At 64.7% G+C, this 16424-nt stretch carries 17 protein-coding genes and 2 tRNA genes; 10 read left to right on the forward strand and 9 right to left on the reverse strand.

Annotated elements, in window-relative coordinates; genetic code table 11:
• The first annotated feature begins 2 nt into the window (after positions 1–2).
• The 3 genes from glmM to VPH40_RS25015 all read left to right on the forward strand — a co-directional run bounded on the left by glmM (position 3) and on the right by VPH40_RS25015 (position 1667).
• Entirely contained in the window at positions 3–1340 is a 1338-nt protein-coding gene (glmM, locus tag VPH40_RS25005) for a phosphoglucosamine mutase (RefSeq protein ID WP_099664491.1), read from the forward strand.
• A gap of 81 nt (positions 1341–1421) precedes the next feature.
• Positions 1422–1498, forward strand: a tRNA-Pro gene (locus VPH40_RS25010).
• 94 nt (positions 1499–1592) lie between these two features.
• A tRNA-Arg gene (locus tag VPH40_RS25015) sits at positions 1593–1667 on the forward strand.
• An 89-nt stretch (positions 1668–1756) separates the two neighbouring features.
• On the opposite strand, the gene VPH40_RS25020 is transcribed toward VPH40_RS25015, so the two are convergent.
• The 3 genes from VPH40_RS25020 to VPH40_RS25030 form a co-directional block, all read right to left on the reverse strand.
• Positions 1757–1936, reverse strand: a complete 180-nt coding sequence (locus tag VPH40_RS25020; protein ID WP_251351227.1) for a hypothetical protein — start codon at positions 1934–1936, stop codon at positions 1757–1759.
• A gap of 145 nt (positions 1937–2081) precedes the next feature.
• Positions 2082–2648, reverse strand: coding sequence for a PEP-CTERM sorting domain-containing protein (locus VPH40_RS25025; RefSeq protein WP_328574809.1), 567 nt, complete (start codon positions 2646–2648; stop codon positions 2082–2084).
• 291 nt (positions 2649–2939) lie between these two features.
• Positions 2940–3491 carry a GbsR/MarR family transcriptional regulator gene (locus VPH40_RS25030; RefSeq protein ID WP_170909696.1) on the reverse strand — a complete coding sequence of 184 codons (552 nt, stop codon included), beginning with the start codon at positions 3489–3491 and terminating at the stop codon, positions 2940–2942.
• Between the two features lie 138 nt (positions 3492–3629).
• On the opposite strand from VPH40_RS25030, the gene cydD reads away from it, so the two are divergent.
• The 5 genes from cydD to cydX all read left to right on the forward strand — a co-directional run bounded on the left by cydD (position 3630) and on the right by cydX (position 10005).
• A complete protein-coding gene (gene cydD, locus VPH40_RS25035) occupies positions 3630–5318 on the forward strand; it encodes a thiol reductant ABC exporter subunit CydD (protein WP_328574810.1) in 1689 nt (562 codons plus the stop codon).
• Positions 5315–6997, forward strand: a complete 1683-nt coding sequence (locus VPH40_RS25040; RefSeq protein ID WP_328574811.1) for an amino acid ABC transporter ATP-binding/permease protein — start codon at positions 5315–5317, stop codon at positions 6995–6997. Before cydD ends, VPH40_RS25040 begins: the two co-directional genes overlap by 4 nt.
• Before the next feature lie 114 nt (positions 6998–7111).
• Positions 7112–8689 carry a cytochrome ubiquinol oxidase subunit I gene (locus tag VPH40_RS25045; protein WP_099664486.1) on the forward strand — a complete coding sequence of 526 codons (1578 nt, stop codon included), beginning with the start codon at positions 7112–7114 and terminating at the stop codon, positions 8687–8689.
• A gap of 13 nt (positions 8690–8702) precedes the next feature.
• A complete protein-coding gene (gene cydB / locus VPH40_RS25050) occupies positions 8703–9857 on the forward strand; it encodes a cytochrome d ubiquinol oxidase subunit II (protein WP_305053196.1) in 1155 nt (384 codons plus the stop codon).
• A 22-nt stretch (positions 9858–9879) separates the two neighbouring features.
• Positions 9880–10005 (forward strand): cytochrome bd-I oxidase subunit CydX, encoded by a 126-nt coding sequence (gene cydX, locus VPH40_RS25055; protein WP_077402854.1) that lies wholly within the window; start codon positions 9880–9882, stop codon positions 10003–10005.
• Between the two features lie 63 nt (positions 10006–10068).
• Here the strand turns inward: cydX and VPH40_RS25060 are convergent, their stop codons facing one another.
• Both VPH40_RS25060 and VPH40_RS25065 read right to left on the reverse strand, forming a co-directional pair.
• Positions 10069–10281: a hypothetical protein gene (locus tag VPH40_RS25060; protein ID WP_099664484.1), complete on the reverse strand. Its 213-nt coding sequence runs from the start codon at positions 10279–10281 to the stop codon at positions 10069–10071.
• A gap of 123 nt (positions 10282–10404) precedes the next feature.
• Positions 10405–10584: a hypothetical protein gene (locus tag VPH40_RS25065; RefSeq protein WP_099664483.1), complete on the reverse strand. Its 180-nt coding sequence runs from the start codon at positions 10582–10584 to the stop codon at positions 10405–10407.
• A gap of 158 nt (positions 10585–10742) precedes the next feature.
• Here VPH40_RS25065 and VPH40_RS25070 point away from each other — a divergent pair, with 158 nt between their 5' ends.
• Positions 10743–11462, forward strand: coding sequence for a hypothetical protein (locus tag VPH40_RS25070; protein ID WP_328574812.1), 720 nt, complete (start codon positions 10743–10745; stop codon positions 11460–11462).
• An 81-nt stretch (positions 11463–11543) separates the two neighbouring features.
• On the opposite strand, the gene VPH40_RS25075 is transcribed toward VPH40_RS25070, so the two are convergent.
• The 3 genes from VPH40_RS25075 to VPH40_RS25085 form a co-directional block, all read right to left on the reverse strand.
• Positions 11544–11933, reverse strand: coding sequence for a hypothetical protein (locus VPH40_RS25075; protein ID WP_289905478.1), 390 nt, complete (start codon positions 11931–11933; stop codon positions 11544–11546).
• A gap of 124 nt (positions 11934–12057) precedes the next feature.
• Entirely contained in the window at positions 12058–12432 is a 375-nt protein-coding gene (locus VPH40_RS25080; protein ID WP_305057198.1) for a DUF1294 domain-containing protein, read from the reverse strand.
• A 58-nt stretch (positions 12433–12490) separates the two neighbouring features.
• Positions 12491–13057, reverse strand: coding sequence for a methylated-DNA--[protein]-cysteine S-methyltransferase (locus VPH40_RS25085; protein ID WP_328574813.1), 567 nt, complete (start codon positions 13055–13057; stop codon positions 12491–12493).
• 94 nt (positions 13058–13151) lie between these two features.
• Between VPH40_RS25085 and VPH40_RS25090 the strand changes: the two genes are divergently transcribed.
• Positions 13152–13913 (forward strand): nucleotidyltransferase domain-containing protein, encoded by a 762-nt coding sequence (locus VPH40_RS25090; RefSeq protein ID WP_289898941.1) that lies wholly within the window; start codon positions 13152–13154, stop codon positions 13911–13913.
• A gap of 15 nt (positions 13914–13928) precedes the next feature.
• Here the strand turns inward: VPH40_RS25090 and VPH40_RS25095 are convergent, their stop codons facing one another.
• Positions 13929–16163 carry a TonB-dependent siderophore receptor gene (locus VPH40_RS25095; RefSeq protein ID WP_328574814.1) on the reverse strand — a complete coding sequence of 745 codons (2235 nt, stop codon included), beginning with the start codon at positions 16161–16163 and terminating at the stop codon, positions 13929–13931.
• Positions 16164–16424 lie beyond the last annotated feature (261 nt).

Here is a 16424-nt window from a genome sequence, read left to right on the forward strand (position 1 = left end):
CTATGACGCGTAAATATTTTGGCACGGATGGCATCCGCGGCCTGGTGGGCACGGCTCCGATCACCCCCGACTTCGTCATGCGCCTCGGCTATGCGGCCGGCAAGGTGCTGGCCAAGTCGCAAGGCGGCAAGACGCGACCGACGGTGCTGATCGGCAAGGACACGCGCATTTCCGGCTACATGCTGGAAGCGGCGCTGGAAGCGGGCCTGTCGGCCGCCGGCGTGGACGTGATGCTGGCCGGCCCTATGCCGACCCCGGCAATCGCCTACCTGACGCGGGCGCTGCGCCTGTCGGCCGGCGTGGTCATTTCCGCTTCGCACAACCCGTACCACGACAATGGCATCAAGTTCTTTTCTGGCCAGGGCACCAAGCTGCCCGACAGCGTGGAACTGGAAATCGAAGCGGCGCTCGACGAGCCCATGGCTTGCGTGCCCTCGGACAAGCTGGGCCGCGCCAAGCGCCTGGACGATGCCCAGGGCCGCTACATCGAATTTTGCAAGGGTACCTTCCCGAACGAGCTGGACTTGCGCGGCCTGAAGATCGTCGTCGATTGCGCGCATGGCGCCGCCTACCATATCGCGCCGCACGTGTTCCATGAGCTGGGCGCGGAAGTCATCGCCATCGGCAACAAGCCCGACGGTTTCAATATCAATGCGGGCTTCGGCGCCACGGCAACCAAGGCCATGGCCGAAGCCGTCGTCGAGCACGGCGCCGACCTGGGCATCGCCCTCGATGGCGACGCCGACCGCCTGATCATGTGCGATGCCACGGGCCGCCTGTATAACGGTGACGAGTTGTTGTACGTCATGGTCAAGGACCGCCTGGCGACAGGCCCCGTGGCCGGCGCCGTCGGCACCCTGATGACGAATATGGCGCTGGAAGTGCTGTTCAAGCAGCAGGGCATCGGCTTTGCGCGCGCCAAGGTGGGCGACCGCTACGTGCTGGAAGTCATGAAGGAAAAGGGCTGGATACTGGGCGGCGAAGGTTCCGGCCATCTGCTGTGCCTGGACAAGCACACGACGGGCGACGGCATCGTTTCCGCGCTGCAAGTATTGTCCGCCCTCAAGCGCAGCGGCCAGAGCCTGCAGCAATGCCTGGCCGAACTGGTGCTGTTCCCGCAAACCCTGATCAACCTGCGCGTGGCGCCCGGTTTCGACTGGCAAAAAAATGCCGCCATGGTGGCCGAGAAAGAACTGGTCGAGGCCGAACTGGGCGACACGGGCCGCGTGCTGATCCGCGCTTCCGGCACCGAGCCGCTGATCCGCGTGATGGTCGAGGCGAAAGATAAGGAAAAGGCCGAGTCGATGGCGCGCCGCATTGCGGATAAAGTGGCTGTGTAAAGGCAGGCGCCGATAGTTATTTCCATCTAATTCGTCTATGGCAATTGACGAAATTGGGTGGGGGCGTTATTATCTTGTCTTCGGAGTGTGGCGCAGCCCGGTAGCGCACCTGGTTTGGGACCAGGGGGTCCAAGGTTCGAATCCTTGTACTCCGACCAAAGTCATAAGCGGGCTGTCAGAAATGACAGCCCGTTTTCTATTCCGCGCTGGCATTTCATTGCTGGCGCGCATGGATTAAAATACTGCACCTCTCCGCCCATCGTTCAACGGATAGGACAACGGTCTTCTAAACCGTGAATGGGGGTTCGATTCCCTCTGGGCGGACCAGTTTCATACTGGCCACGATCATGCGGCGCCAAGCTGCCGCAACGCTACGCACCCCATCTTTCCCCCACATCCGGTTTTCGCGCAGCTGTTCAGGGCTGCGCGCCCAGCACTAAGCTCAGCAAATACAGCAGCGGCGCCGCGCACAGCAGCGCGGAACACAGCGACAGCACTTTCTTGCTGGCCAGGCGTGCCAGGCGCAGCCGTTCGCGCACGGGCAAGTGCTGGCGCAGCGCATGGCGCGCGCGCGGCTGGAATGGGGATTCATGCATGTGGGCTCCCTCGCAACGATGACTGAAGATGCCGGTCAGCATAGCGGGAGGGGCATAAAGACGGTGTAAAGAGTGAGCGGCGCGGCGCAAGCGCGCTGTAAACATGGGTGCGCCGGCGCCGTGTTGCGGGTCTTGCCCGATGCTCTTATTTTGCCTGGCGGCGGCGCGCCAGGACGCCGAGCAGGCCCAGGCCGGCGAGCAGCATGGCATAGGTTTCCGGTTCAGGGATGGCGGAAACGTAGGCGCGGTAATTGCTCAGGTCCTTGGGCAAGCCTTCCACCGTGAAGGTCGTGCCGGCTGCGACGGGCGCTGCCCAGTGGAAGACCAGTTCGCCCTGGCCGAAATGGATGGCCAGGTAATCATAGTCCGCCGCACTCGTGAAGGAATTCACCCCGCCGCTGGCGCCTGCCGTGGTGCCCGCGGTGCAGCCTGAGGTGGCATTGTCGCAAAACGAGACGGCCGCACCCAGGCTGGTGCCGAAAACGCCGTTGATATAGCCCTGGATGTCGGTGGGACTCTGCGGCACGAGATTGTCGTTATAGTATTTCACCATGAGGGCAGGTGACGGCGAGTAAGTGACGGTGCTGCCTTCGATGCTGAAACCGCTGGCCGGTCCCACATCGACCCATGTAGCAGCCTGTGCCACGCCCATGCAGGCCGTCAGGGCGGCCAGCATGGATGCCCGTATGGCAATGCTTGTTATGCTTTTCATGAAAATCCCCTTTTATTTTATTGCAGACATTTCACTGCTTCAGGGTGCGCGCCGTCCGGTCAGGGAGGTCGACTTGTCGCCCGGTCGCCTTTGCGTGAGTACGCATATGCAAGCTTAGTCTTGATGTAAATTAATACAATTTAAATAATGCTATTGGCATGCTTGACAACATCGCATACGGCTATGTATGGCTGTGCTGGCGTAAGCCTGTACGGCGAGCGGAAATGGCGTGACAAGGCGTGCCAGCTTGTGCTAGCAATGCCTTGATTGGGGAGAGGGGGGGGGCGGGTTTCAGTCGCTGTTATTGCTGACGCCGAACAAGCGATCCTTGGCATTGAGCAGCTTTTGCACCTTGGCGCCCATTTTCATCAACTGCGCCATCGATTCGGGCGACAGGCGCTGCAAGTCGTCGAACCAGGTGTTGGCCAGGTCGACCAGTTCATACATTTCGCGCATGCGCTCCTGCGCATACTGGTCGACGGGCTCCGTGGCCGGCGCCAGCAGCGATTCGCGCAGCACCGTCAAGGTGGGCGCCACTTCGCGGCGGCGGCGCTCGGCGGCCACCACGCGGAAGATTTGCCACACATCTCCCAGCGAGGAAAAATACTCGCGCCGGTCGCCGGGGATGCGCGACTGGCGGATCAAGCCCCAGCCCTGCAATTCCTTCAAGCCGATGCTCACGTTCGAGCGTGAAAAACTCAGGTGTTCCGCGATTTCATCCGCGTGTAAAGGATGCTCTGCGACAAACAACAAGGCGTACACTTGCCCCACTGTCCGGTTAAAGCCCCAGCGGCTGCCCATCTCGCCGAAATGGCTGACGAAGGTCAGGATCAGCGGCGTCATTTGGATATGTTGAGTTTTCATAATTATCTGAATTTTTTCACGCCACACCCGCAGGGTCAATTGATATATGTCATGTTTCGCAGTATTATACAAAATATCGAATTTACAGAAAATTCTGAAAACTCAAAAAGTATAGAGATGCCTACCACGCCACTGTCCTTGCCCCGCTTTATCCTTCCCCGCGCCGCCAGCCTGGCGCAGGGCGGCGCCGCCTTGCTGTGGCTGCCGCAAGCGGCCTTGCTGGCCTGGGCCGTGCAAGCCATGCTCGCCGGTGCACCGTGGCGCGCGGCCCTGTTGCCGGCCGCCGGCGTGCTGCTGCTGGGCATGCTGCGCGCCGGCTGCGAAGCGTGGGGCGCGCGGCGCATGTATGCGGCGGCGCGCGACCACCTGTCCACCTTGCGCGCGCAAGTGGCGCAAGCGCTGGCGCACCGTTCGCCGCTGGACCGCCAGCGCGCCCAGTCGGGGCAGGCGGCCAGCGTCATCGCCGAACAGGCCGAAGCCATCGTGCCCTACCTGGTGCGCTACAAGCCCGCGCGCTGGAAAGTCATGCTCGTGCCGCTCGTGATCCTCGCCGTGGTGACGCCCCTGTCGTGGATCGCTGCCCTGATCCTGCTCATCGCCGCGCCCCTGATTCCCGTCTTCATGGCCCTCGTGGGCATGGGCGCGCAAGCGGCCAGCCGCGCGCAGATGGTGGAAATGGGCAGCATGAACGCGTTTCTGCTGGACCGCCTGCGCGGCCTGGCTACCCTGCGCGCGCTCGACGCCGTCGATGCCACGGCCGCGCGGCTGGATGCCTCGTCGCAATCCGTGCGCCGGCGCACGATGGTCGTGCTGCGCATCGCCTTCCTGTCGTCGGCCGTGCTGGAACTGTTTTCCGCGCTCGGTGTCGCCATGGTGGCCGCGTTTATCGGTTTCTCCTTGCTGGGCAGTATCAATTTCGGCACCTGGGGCCGCGAACTGAGCCTGGGGCAGGGCTTGTTCATCCTGCTGCTGGCGCCCGCGTTTTTCGAACCCTTGCGCGAACTGGCCGCCGTCTGGCACGACAAGGCGGCCGGCGAAGCGGGCCTGGCCGGCCTGCACGACCTGGCGGCCGAAGGCGTGCCCCTGCCCGGCGCCGGCGTGGCAGCCGCTGCCGTCTCCGCCGCCGCCATGGCCGTGGCGCCGCCGCCCGCTATTGATATCCATCAACTGCGCTTTGCCCATCCCGGCGAGGCGCGCGTCTTCGACGGCTTCGACCTGACCGTGCGCGCCGGCGAACATGTCGCGCTGCTGGGCGCCAGCGGCGCCGGCAAGACCACCTTGCTGTCCTTGCTGGCCGGCTTGCTGCCCGCCAGCGGCGGCGAGATCCGCATCGGCGGCGTACGCCTGACCGACGGCACCGTGAATACCTTGCGCCAGCGCATGGCGTGGATGGGCCAGCGTCCCCATGTGTTTGCCGCCTCCGTCAGCCAGAACGTGACCCTGGGCCGCGTGGGCGCGCATGCCGCGCAAGTGACGCAGGCGCTGCACTTGGCCGACCTGGCTGCCGTGGCGCAGGCGCAGCCGGCCGTCATGCTCAGCGATGGCGGGCAGGGCTTGTCCGGCGGCGAAGCCGTGCGCCTGGCCTTGGCCCGCGTGGCCCTGCATCCGCATGCGGACTTGCTGCTGGTCGATGAACCGACGGCCCACCTGGACAGCGAAACGGCGGCGCGCGTGACGGACGCCTTGCTGGAATTGGCGAAAGGCAAGACGATGATCGTCGCCACGCACGACCCCGTGCTGGCCGGCCGCCTGCAGCGCACGGTGCAGGTCGATGCCCGGGCGCAGGCACAGGAGTTGCGCGCATGAACACCACACTGATCTCGCATCCCGTCCTGCGGCAATTGCTGCTGGCCCAACCCGGCAAGCTGATCGGGGGCGCCTTGCTGGCGGCCCTGACGGCGGTGTCCGGCATGGCCTTATTGGGCTTGTCCGGCTGGTTCATCACGGCCACCTCGATTGCCGGCCTGCATGCCTCGACGGCCATCCTGTTCGACGTGTTCGGCCCGTCGGCCGGCATCCGCCTGCTGGCCATCGGCCGCACGGGTTCGCGCTATGCGGAACGCCTCGTCACGCACGACGCCACGTTCGCCGCGCTGGCCAGCATCCGCGTGCAACTGTTTCGCGGCTGGTCGCGCCCGGAAGCGGCCAGCCGCCTGCTGCGCCAGCCCGCCAAGCTGCTGTTCCGCCTGACGGCCGATATCGATGCGCTCGAATCGCTGTACCTGCGCCTGCTGGTGCCTGCCTTCACGGCCCTGTGCGTGGCCTTGCTGGCGGGCGTGGCGCTGGGCGTGATGCAGTGGCAGCTGGGCCTGGGACTGGCCGCGTGGCTGCTGGCCGCCGGCGGCGGCATCAGCTGGAGCGTGGCGCGCCGCGCCCGCCGCCCGGCCATCGTGCGCTCGCGCGCCATCGAAAAACTGCGTTCCGGCGCCATCGACCTGGTGGCCGGCCAGACGGACCTGGTGATGGCGGGCCGCATCGACGCCCAGTGCGCGGCGCTGGGGCGGATCGACCGCTCGCTGGCGCAAGCCGATTTCGCCTTGCTGCGCCTGGAAACGGCGGCGGGCGCAGCGTATGGCGTGGCCGGCAGCGCGACCCTGGCTGGCGTGCTGCTGGCCGTCGCCGCGCTGGTGCAGCAGCAGGCGCTGAGTGTGCCGGCCGCGGCGCTGGCCCTGCTGATCGCCCTGACGGCCGTGGAACCGTTTGCGGGATTGCGCCGCGGCGCGCTGGAAGCGGGGCGCATGCTGCTGGCGATGCGCCGCCTGGCGCCGCGCCTGGAGCAGCAGGATGTCGCCACGCTGCCCATGGATGCCGCACCGGGCTTGCGCCTGGAACGCGTCAGCGCCGCGCATGCGGGCAGCCACGTTGCCATCCTGCATGACGTATCGCTGCACATCGCCGCCGGCGAGCGCGTGGCCTTGATCGGCCCCAGCGGCGCGGGCAAGTCCACCTTGCTGGCCCTGGCCGCGCGCGAGCTGGCGCCATTGTCGGGCAAGGTGAGCGCGCCGCGCGCCTGTTTGTTCACGCAGAAGACGGAATTGTTCCAGGACAGCTTGCGCGACAACCTGCGCCTGGCCGACCCCGCCGCCAGCGATGCGCAGCTGTGGGCGGCGCTGCAGGCGGCCGGCCTGGACGACGAGGTGCGCGCCCTGGCGGGCGGCCTCGACACCATGCTGGGCGAGGGCGGTTTGGGCTTGTCGGGCGGCCAGGCGCGCCGTTTGGCGCTGGCGCGGCTGTTCCTGCACGAATCGACCTTGTGGCTGCTCGACGAAGCGACGGAAGCACTGAATGCGGGGACGGCAGGCGACGTTTTGCAGCGCTTGCGCGCGCGCTGTGAAGGGCGCAGCTTGCTGATCGCAACCCACTTGCGGCGCGAAGCGGCGCTGGCGGACCGGCTGCTGCGCATCCGCGACGGCCGCATCGTCGAAGAGCTGCGGCGCGGCACGGATGGCTTCGAAGCGGCCTTGGCGGGTTTGCGGGGGGATTGACAAGAACGGAGACAGGCGGTGCCGCACGCCAGCCCGAAGGCGGCGGAACCAATCGAATCGCATCAGATAGATACCAAGTTTACAATTACAGTAGGGAAACACCAAGGAAATCATATGGACTTCGATATTGTCGCTTTATCCAGACTGCAGTTTGCGCTGACAGCCCTGTACCACTTTATATTCGTTCCGCTGACGATAGGCCTGTCAGTGATCCTCGCCATCATGGAGACGGTTTACGTGATGACGAACCGCCCCATCTGGCGCGACATGACCAAGTTCTGGGGTGTCTTGTTCGGCATCAACTTCGCCATGGGCGTGGCGACGGGCATCGTCATGGAATTCCAGTTCGGCATGAACTGGAGCTACTACAGCCATTACGTGGGCGACATTTTCGGCGCGCCGCTGGCCATCGAGGGCTTGATGGCCTTCTTCCTGGAAGCGACCTTCGTCGGCCTGTTCTTCTTCGGCTGGGACAAGCTGTCGAAGCGGGGCCACCTGGTCACGACCTGGCTGGTGGCCATCGGTTCGAACTTCTCGGCCCTGTGGATCCTGATCGCCAACGGCTGGATGCAAAATCCCGTCGGCGCGGCCTTCAATCCGCAAACCATGCGCATGGAAGTGACGGATTTCGGCGCCGTGCTGACGAATCCTGTTGCTCAGGCGAAATTCGTGCACACGGTGTCGGCCGGCTATACGGCCGCAGCCGTGTTCGTGCTGGGTATTTCCGCCTGGTATTTGCTGAAGGGCCGCCACGTGCAGCTGGCCAAGCGCTCGATGACGGTCGCCGCCTCGTTCGGCCTGGCCGCTTCGCTGTCGGTGGTGGTACTGGGTGATGAAAGCGGCTACCTGTCGTCGGAACACCAAAAGATGAAGCTGGCCGCGATCGAGGCCATGTGGACCACGGAGCCGGCCCCGGCCGCCTTCACGGCCTTCGGCTTCCCCGACGCGAAAGCGCGCGAGACGCATTACGCCGTGCACATCCCGATGGTGATGGGCTTGATCGGCACGCGCTCGCTGACGACGGAAATCCCCGGCATCGAGCAATTGGTCGACCGCGGCGAACTGCTGATCAAGGATGGCATCAAGGCGTATGACGCGCTGCAAACCATCCGCAGCGTGGCGCCGGGCAGCCCCGTGCCGCAGGACGCGAAGGACATGTTCGAGTCGAAAGGCCAGTCCATGGGCTATGCCTTGCTGCTGAAACGCTATGTCGACGACCCGCGCCAGGCCACGCCCGAGCAAATTCGCAAGGCCGCGCTCGATACCGTGCCGCCCGTGGCGCCCCTGTTCTGGTCCTTCCGCGTGATGGTGGGCCTGGGCATGTTCTTTATCTTGTTGACCGGCACCTTCTTCCTGCTGTCGACGCGCCGCACCCTGGACAAGCACCGCTGGCTGCTGAAGCTGGCCGTGTTCGCCATCCCGCTGCCGTGGGTGGCCATTGAAGCGGGCTGGATCGTGGCCGAAGTGGGCCGCCAGCCGTGGGTCATCGAAGGCGTGCTGCCGACGGCCGTGGCCGTCTCGAATCTGGGCGCTTCGACCCTCCTGATCACGATTGCCGGCTTTGCCGCCATCTACACGGTGCTGTTGATGATTGAAATGAAGCTCATGCTCAAGGCCATCCGCAAGGGGCCGGAAGAGAAGGCGCCGGCCCCCGTGCCAGCCCCCGCTGCCATTCAGACTCAACGCGCCTAAGGAGGGCCAGACCATGATTTTGCATGAAATGATTTCTTACGAAACACTGCGCCTGATCTGGTGGCTGCTGATCGGCATCTTGCTGGTGGGCTTTGCCATCACGGACGGCTTCGACCTGGGCACGGGCATCCTGCTGCCCTTCGTCGGCAAGACGGACCTCGAGCGCAGGGTCGTCATCAACAGTATCGGTCCCGTGTGGGAAGGCAACCAGGTGTGGCTGATCCTCGGCGGCGGCGCCATCTTTGCCGCCTGGCCGCAGCTGTACGCCGTGTCGTTTTCGGGCTTTTACCTGGCTATGTTCGTCATCCTCGTGGCGCTGATCGTGCGCCCCGTGGCCTTCAAGTTCCGCAGCAAGCGGGAAGACCCGCGCTGGCGCGCCCGCTGGGATGCGGCCCTGTTCGTGGGCGGCTTCGTGCCGGCCCTGATCTGCGGCGTGGCCATCGGCAACGTGCTGCAAGGCGTGCCGTTCCGTTTCTCGCCAGACATGCACATCTTCTATGACGGCAGCTTCTTTGCGCTGCTCAACCCGTTCGCGCTGCTGTGCGGCCTCGTCTCGGTGGCCATGCTGGTGATGCACGGCGCCACCTGGCTGCAGCTGAAAACGGACGGTGCCGTGGCCGAACGGGCGCGCCGCTACGGCAGCGTGGCGGCGCTTGCCACCGTCGTGTTGTATGCGCTGGCCGGCGTGGCCCTGTGGCTGTGGGTCGATGGCTACCGCATCAGCAGCACGGTGGTGGTCGACGGTCCGTCGAACCCGATGCTGAAAACGGCGGAAGTGCACGTGGGCGCCTGGTTCCTCAACTTTGCCGCCCATCCCTGGACCTGGATCGCCCCTGCGCTGGGCCTGCTTTGCCCGCTGCTGGCCTTTGCCTTCCAGCGCGCGCGCCGCGAAGTGCCCGCCTTGCTGGCCAGCGCGGCCGGCATCGCCGGCATCATCCTCGGCGTGGGCGCGGCCATGTTCCCGTTCATCCTGCCATCGTCGATCGACCCGCGCGCCAGCCTGACGGTGTGGGATTCCTCGTCCAGTCACATGACCCTGTTCATCATGCTGGTCGTCACGGCCGTCTTCATTCCCCTCATCGTGGCGTACACGACGTGGGTATATAAAGTGCTGTGGGGTAAGGTTGACGCAAAAGCAATCAAGGACGACAGCGGTCACGCCTACTAAGAATCAACGAAAGGATATAACTATGTGGTATTTCGCCTGGATACTGGGTCTTCCGCTGGCGGCGACCTTCGCCGTGCTCAATGCGATGTGGTATGAAGTCGCCGATGGCGACACGACGCCCGAGCAGTACCGCGACACGTCCGATTAGGAAACTGTCGGCTTGACTGGCCCCGCCCCGTGCGCATGCACCGGGCGGGGCTTTTGTTTTGGATCAAAGCAGGATGAATTCGCCGCGGATGCGCAGCTTCATGCCGCGCGGCGCGTCGGCGCCCGCCGCCACGGCCCAGGCCGTGATCCATTGCGCGCAGCGTTCGCGCTCGGCCGCATCGTGCAAGCGTTGCAGGCGCGCATCGGCCCGGTCGATGCGCTGGGCCAGGTACAGGCGCTGGTCCAGGGGATCCGTCTTTTTGCTGTAATGCTGCATGGCGTTTCCTTTCCGCGTAGTAACTTCGTTCGGTCGTGGCATAGCCATCTACGCGGGGGCGGGGCGTCCGGATTCAGTTCAGGCAAAAAAAAGCCACCGCAACGGTGGCTGGGGCGCGCGCCATCAGGGCGGCGTCTTGCCGGCTGGTTTTGGCGTGGCAATGGCGATCGGGTCGCTGGCCGGGAAGCTTTCCTTCAGCGCTTCATCGAGCGCTTCCTCGGCATGGCTTTCGCTGGCCGGCGTGGGCGAATCGCGTTCCGGTGGCGGGGCAGGTGCGGTGGCGGCGTTGGTGCTCGAATGCATGGTGATCCCCTCGCGGTAGTGCGCCAGGCGGCCGGAATGGGCATGGCGCGTGCTGATGCTTCCAGCCTAGCACATCGCGCAGCGTCCCGCTGCGCCTGCCGAAGGGGATGAGGACGAGGTCTGCTACACTGCGCTCCACTTTTATCGATGGAACCGCCATGACTGCCATATCCCTGCCATACCGGGCCACCGCCCTTGACGCCTGTGCCTGGCTGGCTGAACAGACGGGCACGCCGTGGACCCTGGCGCGCTTGCTGGAGCAGGGCGGCTTGCCCTACGTCTGGCTCGATTACAGCGAGGCATGGGCCGAGCTGTTCCATGACGGCGTGACGCGCTATGCGGCGCCCGTCGTGTTTATCGGGGACAAGCAGCACCTGGCCTCGGGCGCGGACGACGTGTGGCTGCGTTTTACGCGCGACTCGGGCAATATCGCCATCGAACTGAAGGCGCCGGGCTTGCGCGCGCCGCTGGACGGCTTGCACTTCCAGGAGCGCGATCTGTTGCGTTTGCTCAAGGAGTTGCAGCATCCGCAGCCGGATGTCGCAGAGGTGGACAAGGGCCCCGTGGTCTTGCCCAGCGCCTTGAAGGGCCTGGGGCGCGAGCAGATTCTGCTGGCCTTCGCCGGCGTGGGCAAGGTCGACCTGGACAAGGGGCTGGCCAGCGGCGTGGGCATCTTCGGCGACGATGGCGCGCGCGTGCGCAAGAATTCGCGCGGCGGCAAGAACAGCCATCTGTGGCATCCGGTGACGTTGGCGTTCGGCTTGCACGACGTGCACCGCGTGCCGATGGCGCACCTGAAGAAGGCGTTCGCCACGCAACCGTTGCTGCGCGAATGGAAGGCGGACTGGCTGGAATCGCTGCGCCTGCTGGGCGAGTAAGCAGCTGTCTGCCGCGCGTCGTTCATCGCGCCTTGCGCTTGCCACGCGGCATCCTGTTCGATGGCATCAGGCTTTCCGCGTTTATTCGCTTTCCTCGATCCTGCCGCCGCATTGCGTATAGCAGCTTCGGTAATCCGCCTCGCATTGCCACGTTGCAGAGTTGTTTGAGGAGCAATATTGGCGTTTCTTCGAGCACAGTTCCCGGTCCGCATCTGTTTTCGCCACGGCCAGGCAGAGGGAAACGGTACTGACGTTGCGCATCTCGCAAGCTTGCGCCTGGGCCGCGGCAACTTGTTCCTTGCCGGCAATGCATATTTGCCGATTGGTCCCGCAACTCGTCACGCATTGACGCCCCGCATCGGAGTCCGGGGGAATAAAGCGATAGCTTGTGCAGCCCGCCAAGGTGATGGCGAAACAAATCGCGGCGGCAAGGCGGAACAGGAAGGAATTGTGGAATTGCAAGGTACGCATGGTCGAAAAGGGCTTTCCCGTGTAAATGAATTGGCTTGAATATCGTGAATATTGATATTCTGACAGGCGATCATTTCAAGAACAACGGGCTGCAATAATTGTTACATCTTGGTGCGAAGTAGTTTTACAGTTCGATGGGCGCCACGTCGGTGCCGATATCGGGCGCCGCGTAATGCATGCTGAAATACACGAAGGCGCCGATATTGAGGGCGACCGTGATCCAGAACAGGATGCGGAACGAGCGCTTGCTGGACTTGTGGCGCAGCCATTGCTGGGCCAGCACGGCGCCCGGCCAGCCGCACAGCAGCCCCAGCAGCAGCAGGGTGCGTTCCGAGGTGCGCCAGCGGCCCCCTTTGGCGGCGGACTTGTCGATCGCATAGGCAACGAAACAGCTCAGGCTCAGCACGCCATACACGAGGGCGACCAGGGCGGGGATGTGGAAAAAGAACGTGGCCAGCAAATACAGGACGACAAAGAACAGGATGACAAGGTAGGGCATAGGGTGTGTTTGCTTGAACGGAGGGCGTGAGTATCCCACAAGGGGAGCGATGCCGCGGCTAAAACAAGCAGCCTTGCGCCGTATCGATGGGTACGGCGCGGCGGCGGGCGTGGCCCGTTTTCAGCGCTTCGCGGTCGCTGGACAGGGCGATGCCTTCCAGCGCCAGCAGGGTTTCCTTGGCATGCAGGCCGCCCGCAAAGCCCGTCAACTCGCCCGTGGCGCCGATGACCCTGTGGCAGGGGGCGATGATGGAAATGGGATTCTTGCCGTTGGCGGCGCCCACGGCGCGCACGGCGGCGGGACGGCCGATCTGGCGCGCGATCTCGCCATAGCTGCGCGTCTGGCCATACGGTATCGTCAGCAGTGCGCGCCATACTTCCTGCTGGAAGGCGGTGCCGGCGAAATCGAGCGGCACGTCAAAACACTGGCGCGTGCCGGCGAAATATTCCGCCAGCTGGCGCGCCGTTTGCTGCAGCACGGCGCAACCGTCATCGACGCGCATCGCGCCCAGGCGCACGCGGTTGGGCTTGTCGTTTTCCCACAGGATGGCGGCCAGGGCCGTCCCGCGCGCCACCAGCGTCAGCTCGCCCACGGGCGAGGGCACCACGATGCAATCGTATTCCATGTTGGTTCCTTGATCAGAGAGCGCCAGTGTAGCAGGATGGCGGCAGGCCGCGTATCGCGTGTAGGATAGTGCTTTTCGGCAAGGAGCACTGGCTGTGACAGACATTTCCACCTATGACGCTATCCGCGCGATCGCCGTGCGGCTGGTGCGTGAACGCTATCCCACGGCCGTGGCGGCCATCATCGGCGGTTCGTTCGCCACGGGCCGGCAGACGCCCACTTCCGACATCGACTTGCTGCTGCTGTTCGACCACGTCGATTGCGCCTGGCGCGACACCCTCGTGGCCGAAGGGCGCACGGTGGAACTGTTCGCGCACGACATGGCCACGTTCACGTATTTTTGCAAGGAAATCGATGCGCCGGGCGGCAAGGTGCCGCTGGTGATGATGGTGGTGGAAGGGGAAAACATTCTCGCGCCCGGAGCGCAGCACGCGCAGCTGCTGGCGCTGGCGCAAGCCATCGCCGCAGCCGGGCCGCCCTTGCTCGACGTGGAAAACCTGCAGCGCCGCCGCTACGCCATCACCACGGCGCTGGAAGACCTGGTCGACAGCGTGCATCCGGGCGAGGCGCTGGCCGTGGCTTGCCAGCTGTACGAAGCGCTGGCCGACCTGCACTTGCGCGCGGCGGGCGTATGGAGCGGCGGCGGCAAGCATCTGTTCCGCCGCCTGCAGGCGTTCGACGCCGCCGTCGCCGGGCAGCTGGACGGCGCGCTGCGCCTGGTCGCCAGCGACTTGCCGGCCGGCCAGCATGCGTTCGGGCAGGTGGCCGCCGCCGTGCTGGCGCCCGTGGGCGGCCCCTTGCTCGAAGGCTTCACTTTGCCCGCGCCCGCGCACTGGCGCAGCGCGCCGGCAGCCTGATGCACTGCGTCCCGCTTAAAACGCCGTGCGCACGGCCAGGCTGATGTTGCGCGGTTCGCCCCAGAACACGCCATCGAAGAAGCCCACGTTGCGGTAGTACTTTTTGTCGAGCAAGTTATTCACGTTCAGCTGCACGCTGGCATGGCGGTTGATGGCATAGCTGGCCATGGCGTTGACCAGCGCATAACCGGCTTGCGGGATGTTCGTCATCTCGCTTGACGGCGGACGGCCGTACCACGATTCGCTGTAGGTGGCGCTTTGCGCCGTCAGGCTGGCGCCCGCTTTCAGCCCTGCCAGGCGGCCGTCGAAGCGGTAGCTGGTGGCCAGGCGCAGCAAATGGCGCGGCTGGGTGGTGGCGGCGCGGCGGCCATCGGCCTCGGCCGCGTGCAGATAGGTATAGCCGCCGCTCGCTTCCCAGGCGGGTGTTAACTGGCCGGAAACGTCGAATTCGACGCCCTTGGCCGTCACGCCGGCGCCGTTGGCCACCATGGCCTGGCCGCCGTCGGGCAGCAAAAAGCCGGGCGGCACGGAACGGTCGAGTTCCGCCAGGTTCTTTTTCTTCGTGTGGAACAGGGCGGCCGACGCATTCAGCTTGCCTTCATAGAATTCCCCCTTGACGCCCAGCTCGGCATTGTCGCCCGTTTCCGGCGCCAGGAACTGGTTGTTGCGGTCCTTGCTCGTTTGCGGGTTGAACAGCTGCGTGAAGCTGGCGTAGGCGGAATATTGCTTGTTGATATCGAACACGGCGCCCACGTACGGCGTGATTTCATTGCGCGTTTCCACAAAGTCGCTGCTGCCCGTGTACACGCCTTGCGTGTTGTAGCTGCGCGTGTCCGTGCGATAGGTGCTGCTGCGCGCGCCGATGATCACGTGCAGCGGGTCGGCCAGGCTCAAACGCGTGGCCACATAGCCGCCCGCCAGGCGCGTCACGCTTTCCGTGTGCGAGCCATCCGGGGTGAACACGGGGCGGGGGACGTTGCCCGTCCAGCTGCGGTAATCGGGGATGAATTTCGAGTAATCGATTTTTTCCTTGCCGCCGATGGAGCGATCCTGGCTGTTGTCGCCATTCCAGCCGATGATGGCCGTGTGCTTGCGTCCCAGCAAGGTAAACGGCCCGCTGGCGTAGACGTCGAAATTGTCGCTGTAATTTTTGCCCGCGCCCCAGGCGCCCGTCCACAGTTCCATGCCTTTGCCCGTGGCGGGATCGGGATAACCTTTGCCCGCATACAGAACGGTGGTGCGGTTCGTGCTTTCCGTGCGCGCATAGCCGAGGTGCAGATTCCAGTTGCCCGGCAGGCGCTGGTCCACCGAGGTAAACACCGTGTGCTGTTTTTTGGCCCAGGTGCTCCATGGCGCCGTCCAGCTGGTGTTGCGCGGCAAATTGGCCAGGCTGCCGTCCGCGTTCCAGTAGGGCACGGCGCCCCAGGTGGCGCCCGTGGGCTCGTTGTCCTGGAAGTCGACGCCCGCCGTCAGCCGGGTGCCGGGACGCAGGTCCGCCTCGACGATGAGCATGCCGACCGTCTTGCGTTCGTGATACATGTCCAGGTAGGAATCGCGTTTTTGCCAGGCCAGGGCCGTGCGCGCACGCACGCTGCCCTGCGCGTTCAGCGGCGTGGACAGGTCGGCCTCGACGCGCTGGTCATCCCAGCGGCCCATGATGAGGCCGGCGCTGGCCTGGAATTCCTTCGTCGGGCGCTTGCGTATCATGTTGATGGTGGCCGACGGGTCGCCCTTGCCGCCCATCAAGCCGGTGGCGCCGCGCACGACCTCGATGCGGTCGTACAAAATCGTGTCTTGCAGCGGCGCTTGGCCGCCGCGCGCCATGCCGTCGATCTGGATATTGTTGATGCCGAAGCCGCGCGCATAAAAGGTCGTGCGCTCCGTGTCATTCTGGCCAACCTGGATGCCCGTCGTCTGCGCCAGCGCCTGGTCCAGCCGCACGGCGCCCAGGTCGTCGAGCAACTGGCGCGTGATGACGCTGACCGATTGCGGCGTTTCGCGCAGGGACAGGTCCATGCGCGTGGCGCTGCGCGCTTCGCCTGTCGTGTACGACTGCGTGCCTTCCGTGCCGGCCATCGACTGGCCCAGCACGGTGACGGCCGGCATGGTGACGTCGGCCGCGGCGGCGTCGGCGGCCTGGGCCGGCAAGACGGTGCCGGCGGCTAGGCTCAGCAGGGCGACGTGTAACAGGCGGGGGAGGGGGCGCAAGGCGGGCTGGCGCGAAGGAGGGAAGACTGTCGTCGATTGCATCATTTTCCTGGCATATTGTAGTTGTGTGTTTTCCTATCTCGTCTGGCGAGGTGCGCAGTAGCTGGGGGATGGCGTGACGCTGGCCCGTGGTCTGGCTTGGATAGCAGTTCCACCGCAAGGCCCGGCGCGTGCGGGCAGTGGAAAAGAAGGGCGCGCGATTCCCTTCACTTGTGTGAATAAGAATCATTATCAATATAAGTGGTATTTGTTAAATAATCAAGCGTGCGCACCAAAAGAGTGCGGGCAGGAGTGGAGGCAGAC

The sequence above is a fragment of the Janthinobacterium sp. P210005 genome (assembly GCF_036231865.1).
GTDB lineage: Bacteria > Pseudomonadota > Gammaproteobacteria > Burkholderiales > Burkholderiaceae_D > Janthinobacterium > Janthinobacterium kumbetense.

What these genes read in the sequence shown, in the direction of transcription:
- VPH40_RS25045 (WP_099664486.1), top strand. Translation starts at nt 7,112, where the DNA reads ATGGACTTCGATATTGTCGCTTTATCCAGACTGCAGTTTGCGCTGACA.
- VPH40_RS25040 (WP_328574811.1), top strand. Translation starts at nt 5,315, where the DNA reads ATGAACACCACACTGATCTCGCATCCCGTCCTGCGGCAATTGCTGCTG.
- VPH40_RS25070 (WP_328574812.1), top strand. Translation starts at nt 10,743, where the DNA reads ATGACTGCCATATCCCTGCCATACCGGGCCACCGCCCTTGACGCCTGT.
- cydD (WP_328574810.1), top strand. Translation starts at nt 3,630, where the DNA reads ATGCCTACCACGCCACTGTCCTTGCCCCGCTTTATCCTTCCCCGCGCC.
- VPH40_RS25025 (WP_328574809.1), bottom strand. Translation starts at nt 2,648, where the DNA reads ATGAAAAGCATAACAAGCATTGCCATACGGGCATCCATGCTGGCCGCC.
- VPH40_RS25085 (WP_328574813.1), bottom strand. Translation starts at nt 13,057, where the DNA reads ATGGAATACGATTGCATCGTGGTGCCCTCGCCCGTGGGCGAGCTGACG.
- cydB (WP_305053196.1), top strand. Translation starts at nt 8,703, where the DNA reads ATGATTTTGCATGAAATGATTTCTTACGAAACACTGCGCCTGATCTGG.
- VPH40_RS25095 (WP_328574814.1), bottom strand. Translation starts at nt 16,163, where the DNA reads ATGCAATCGACGACAGTCTTCCCTCCTTCGCGCCAGCCCGCCTTGCGC.
- VPH40_RS25030 (WP_170909696.1), bottom strand. Translation starts at nt 3,491, where the DNA reads ATGACGCCGCTGATCCTGACCTTCGTCAGCCATTTCGGCGAGATGGGC.
- VPH40_RS25065 (WP_099664483.1), bottom strand. Translation starts at nt 10,584, where the DNA reads ATGCATTCGAGCACCAACGCCGCCACCGCACCTGCCCCGCCACCGGAA.
- VPH40_RS25075 (WP_289905478.1), bottom strand. Translation starts at nt 11,933, where the DNA reads ATGCGTACCTTGCAATTCCACAATTCCTTCCTGTTCCGCCTTGCCGCC.
- VPH40_RS25080 (WP_305057198.1), bottom strand. Translation starts at nt 12,432, where the DNA reads ATGCCCTACCTTGTCATCCTGTTCTTTGTCGTCCTGTATTTGCTGGCC.
- glmM (WP_099664491.1), top strand. Translation starts at nt 3, where the DNA reads ATGACGCGTAAATATTTTGGCACGGATGGCATCCGCGGCCTGGTGGGC.
- VPH40_RS25060 (WP_099664484.1), bottom strand. Translation starts at nt 10,281, where the DNA reads ATGCAGCATTACAGCAAAAAGACGGATCCCCTGGACCAGCGCCTGTAC.
- VPH40_RS25020 (WP_251351227.1), bottom strand. Translation starts at nt 1,936, where the DNA reads ATGCATGAATCCCCATTCCAGCCGCGCGCGCGCCATGCGCTGCGCCAG.
- cydX (WP_077402854.1), top strand. Translation starts at nt 9,880, where the DNA reads ATGTGGTATTTCGCCTGGATACTGGGTCTTCCGCTGGCGGCGACCTTC.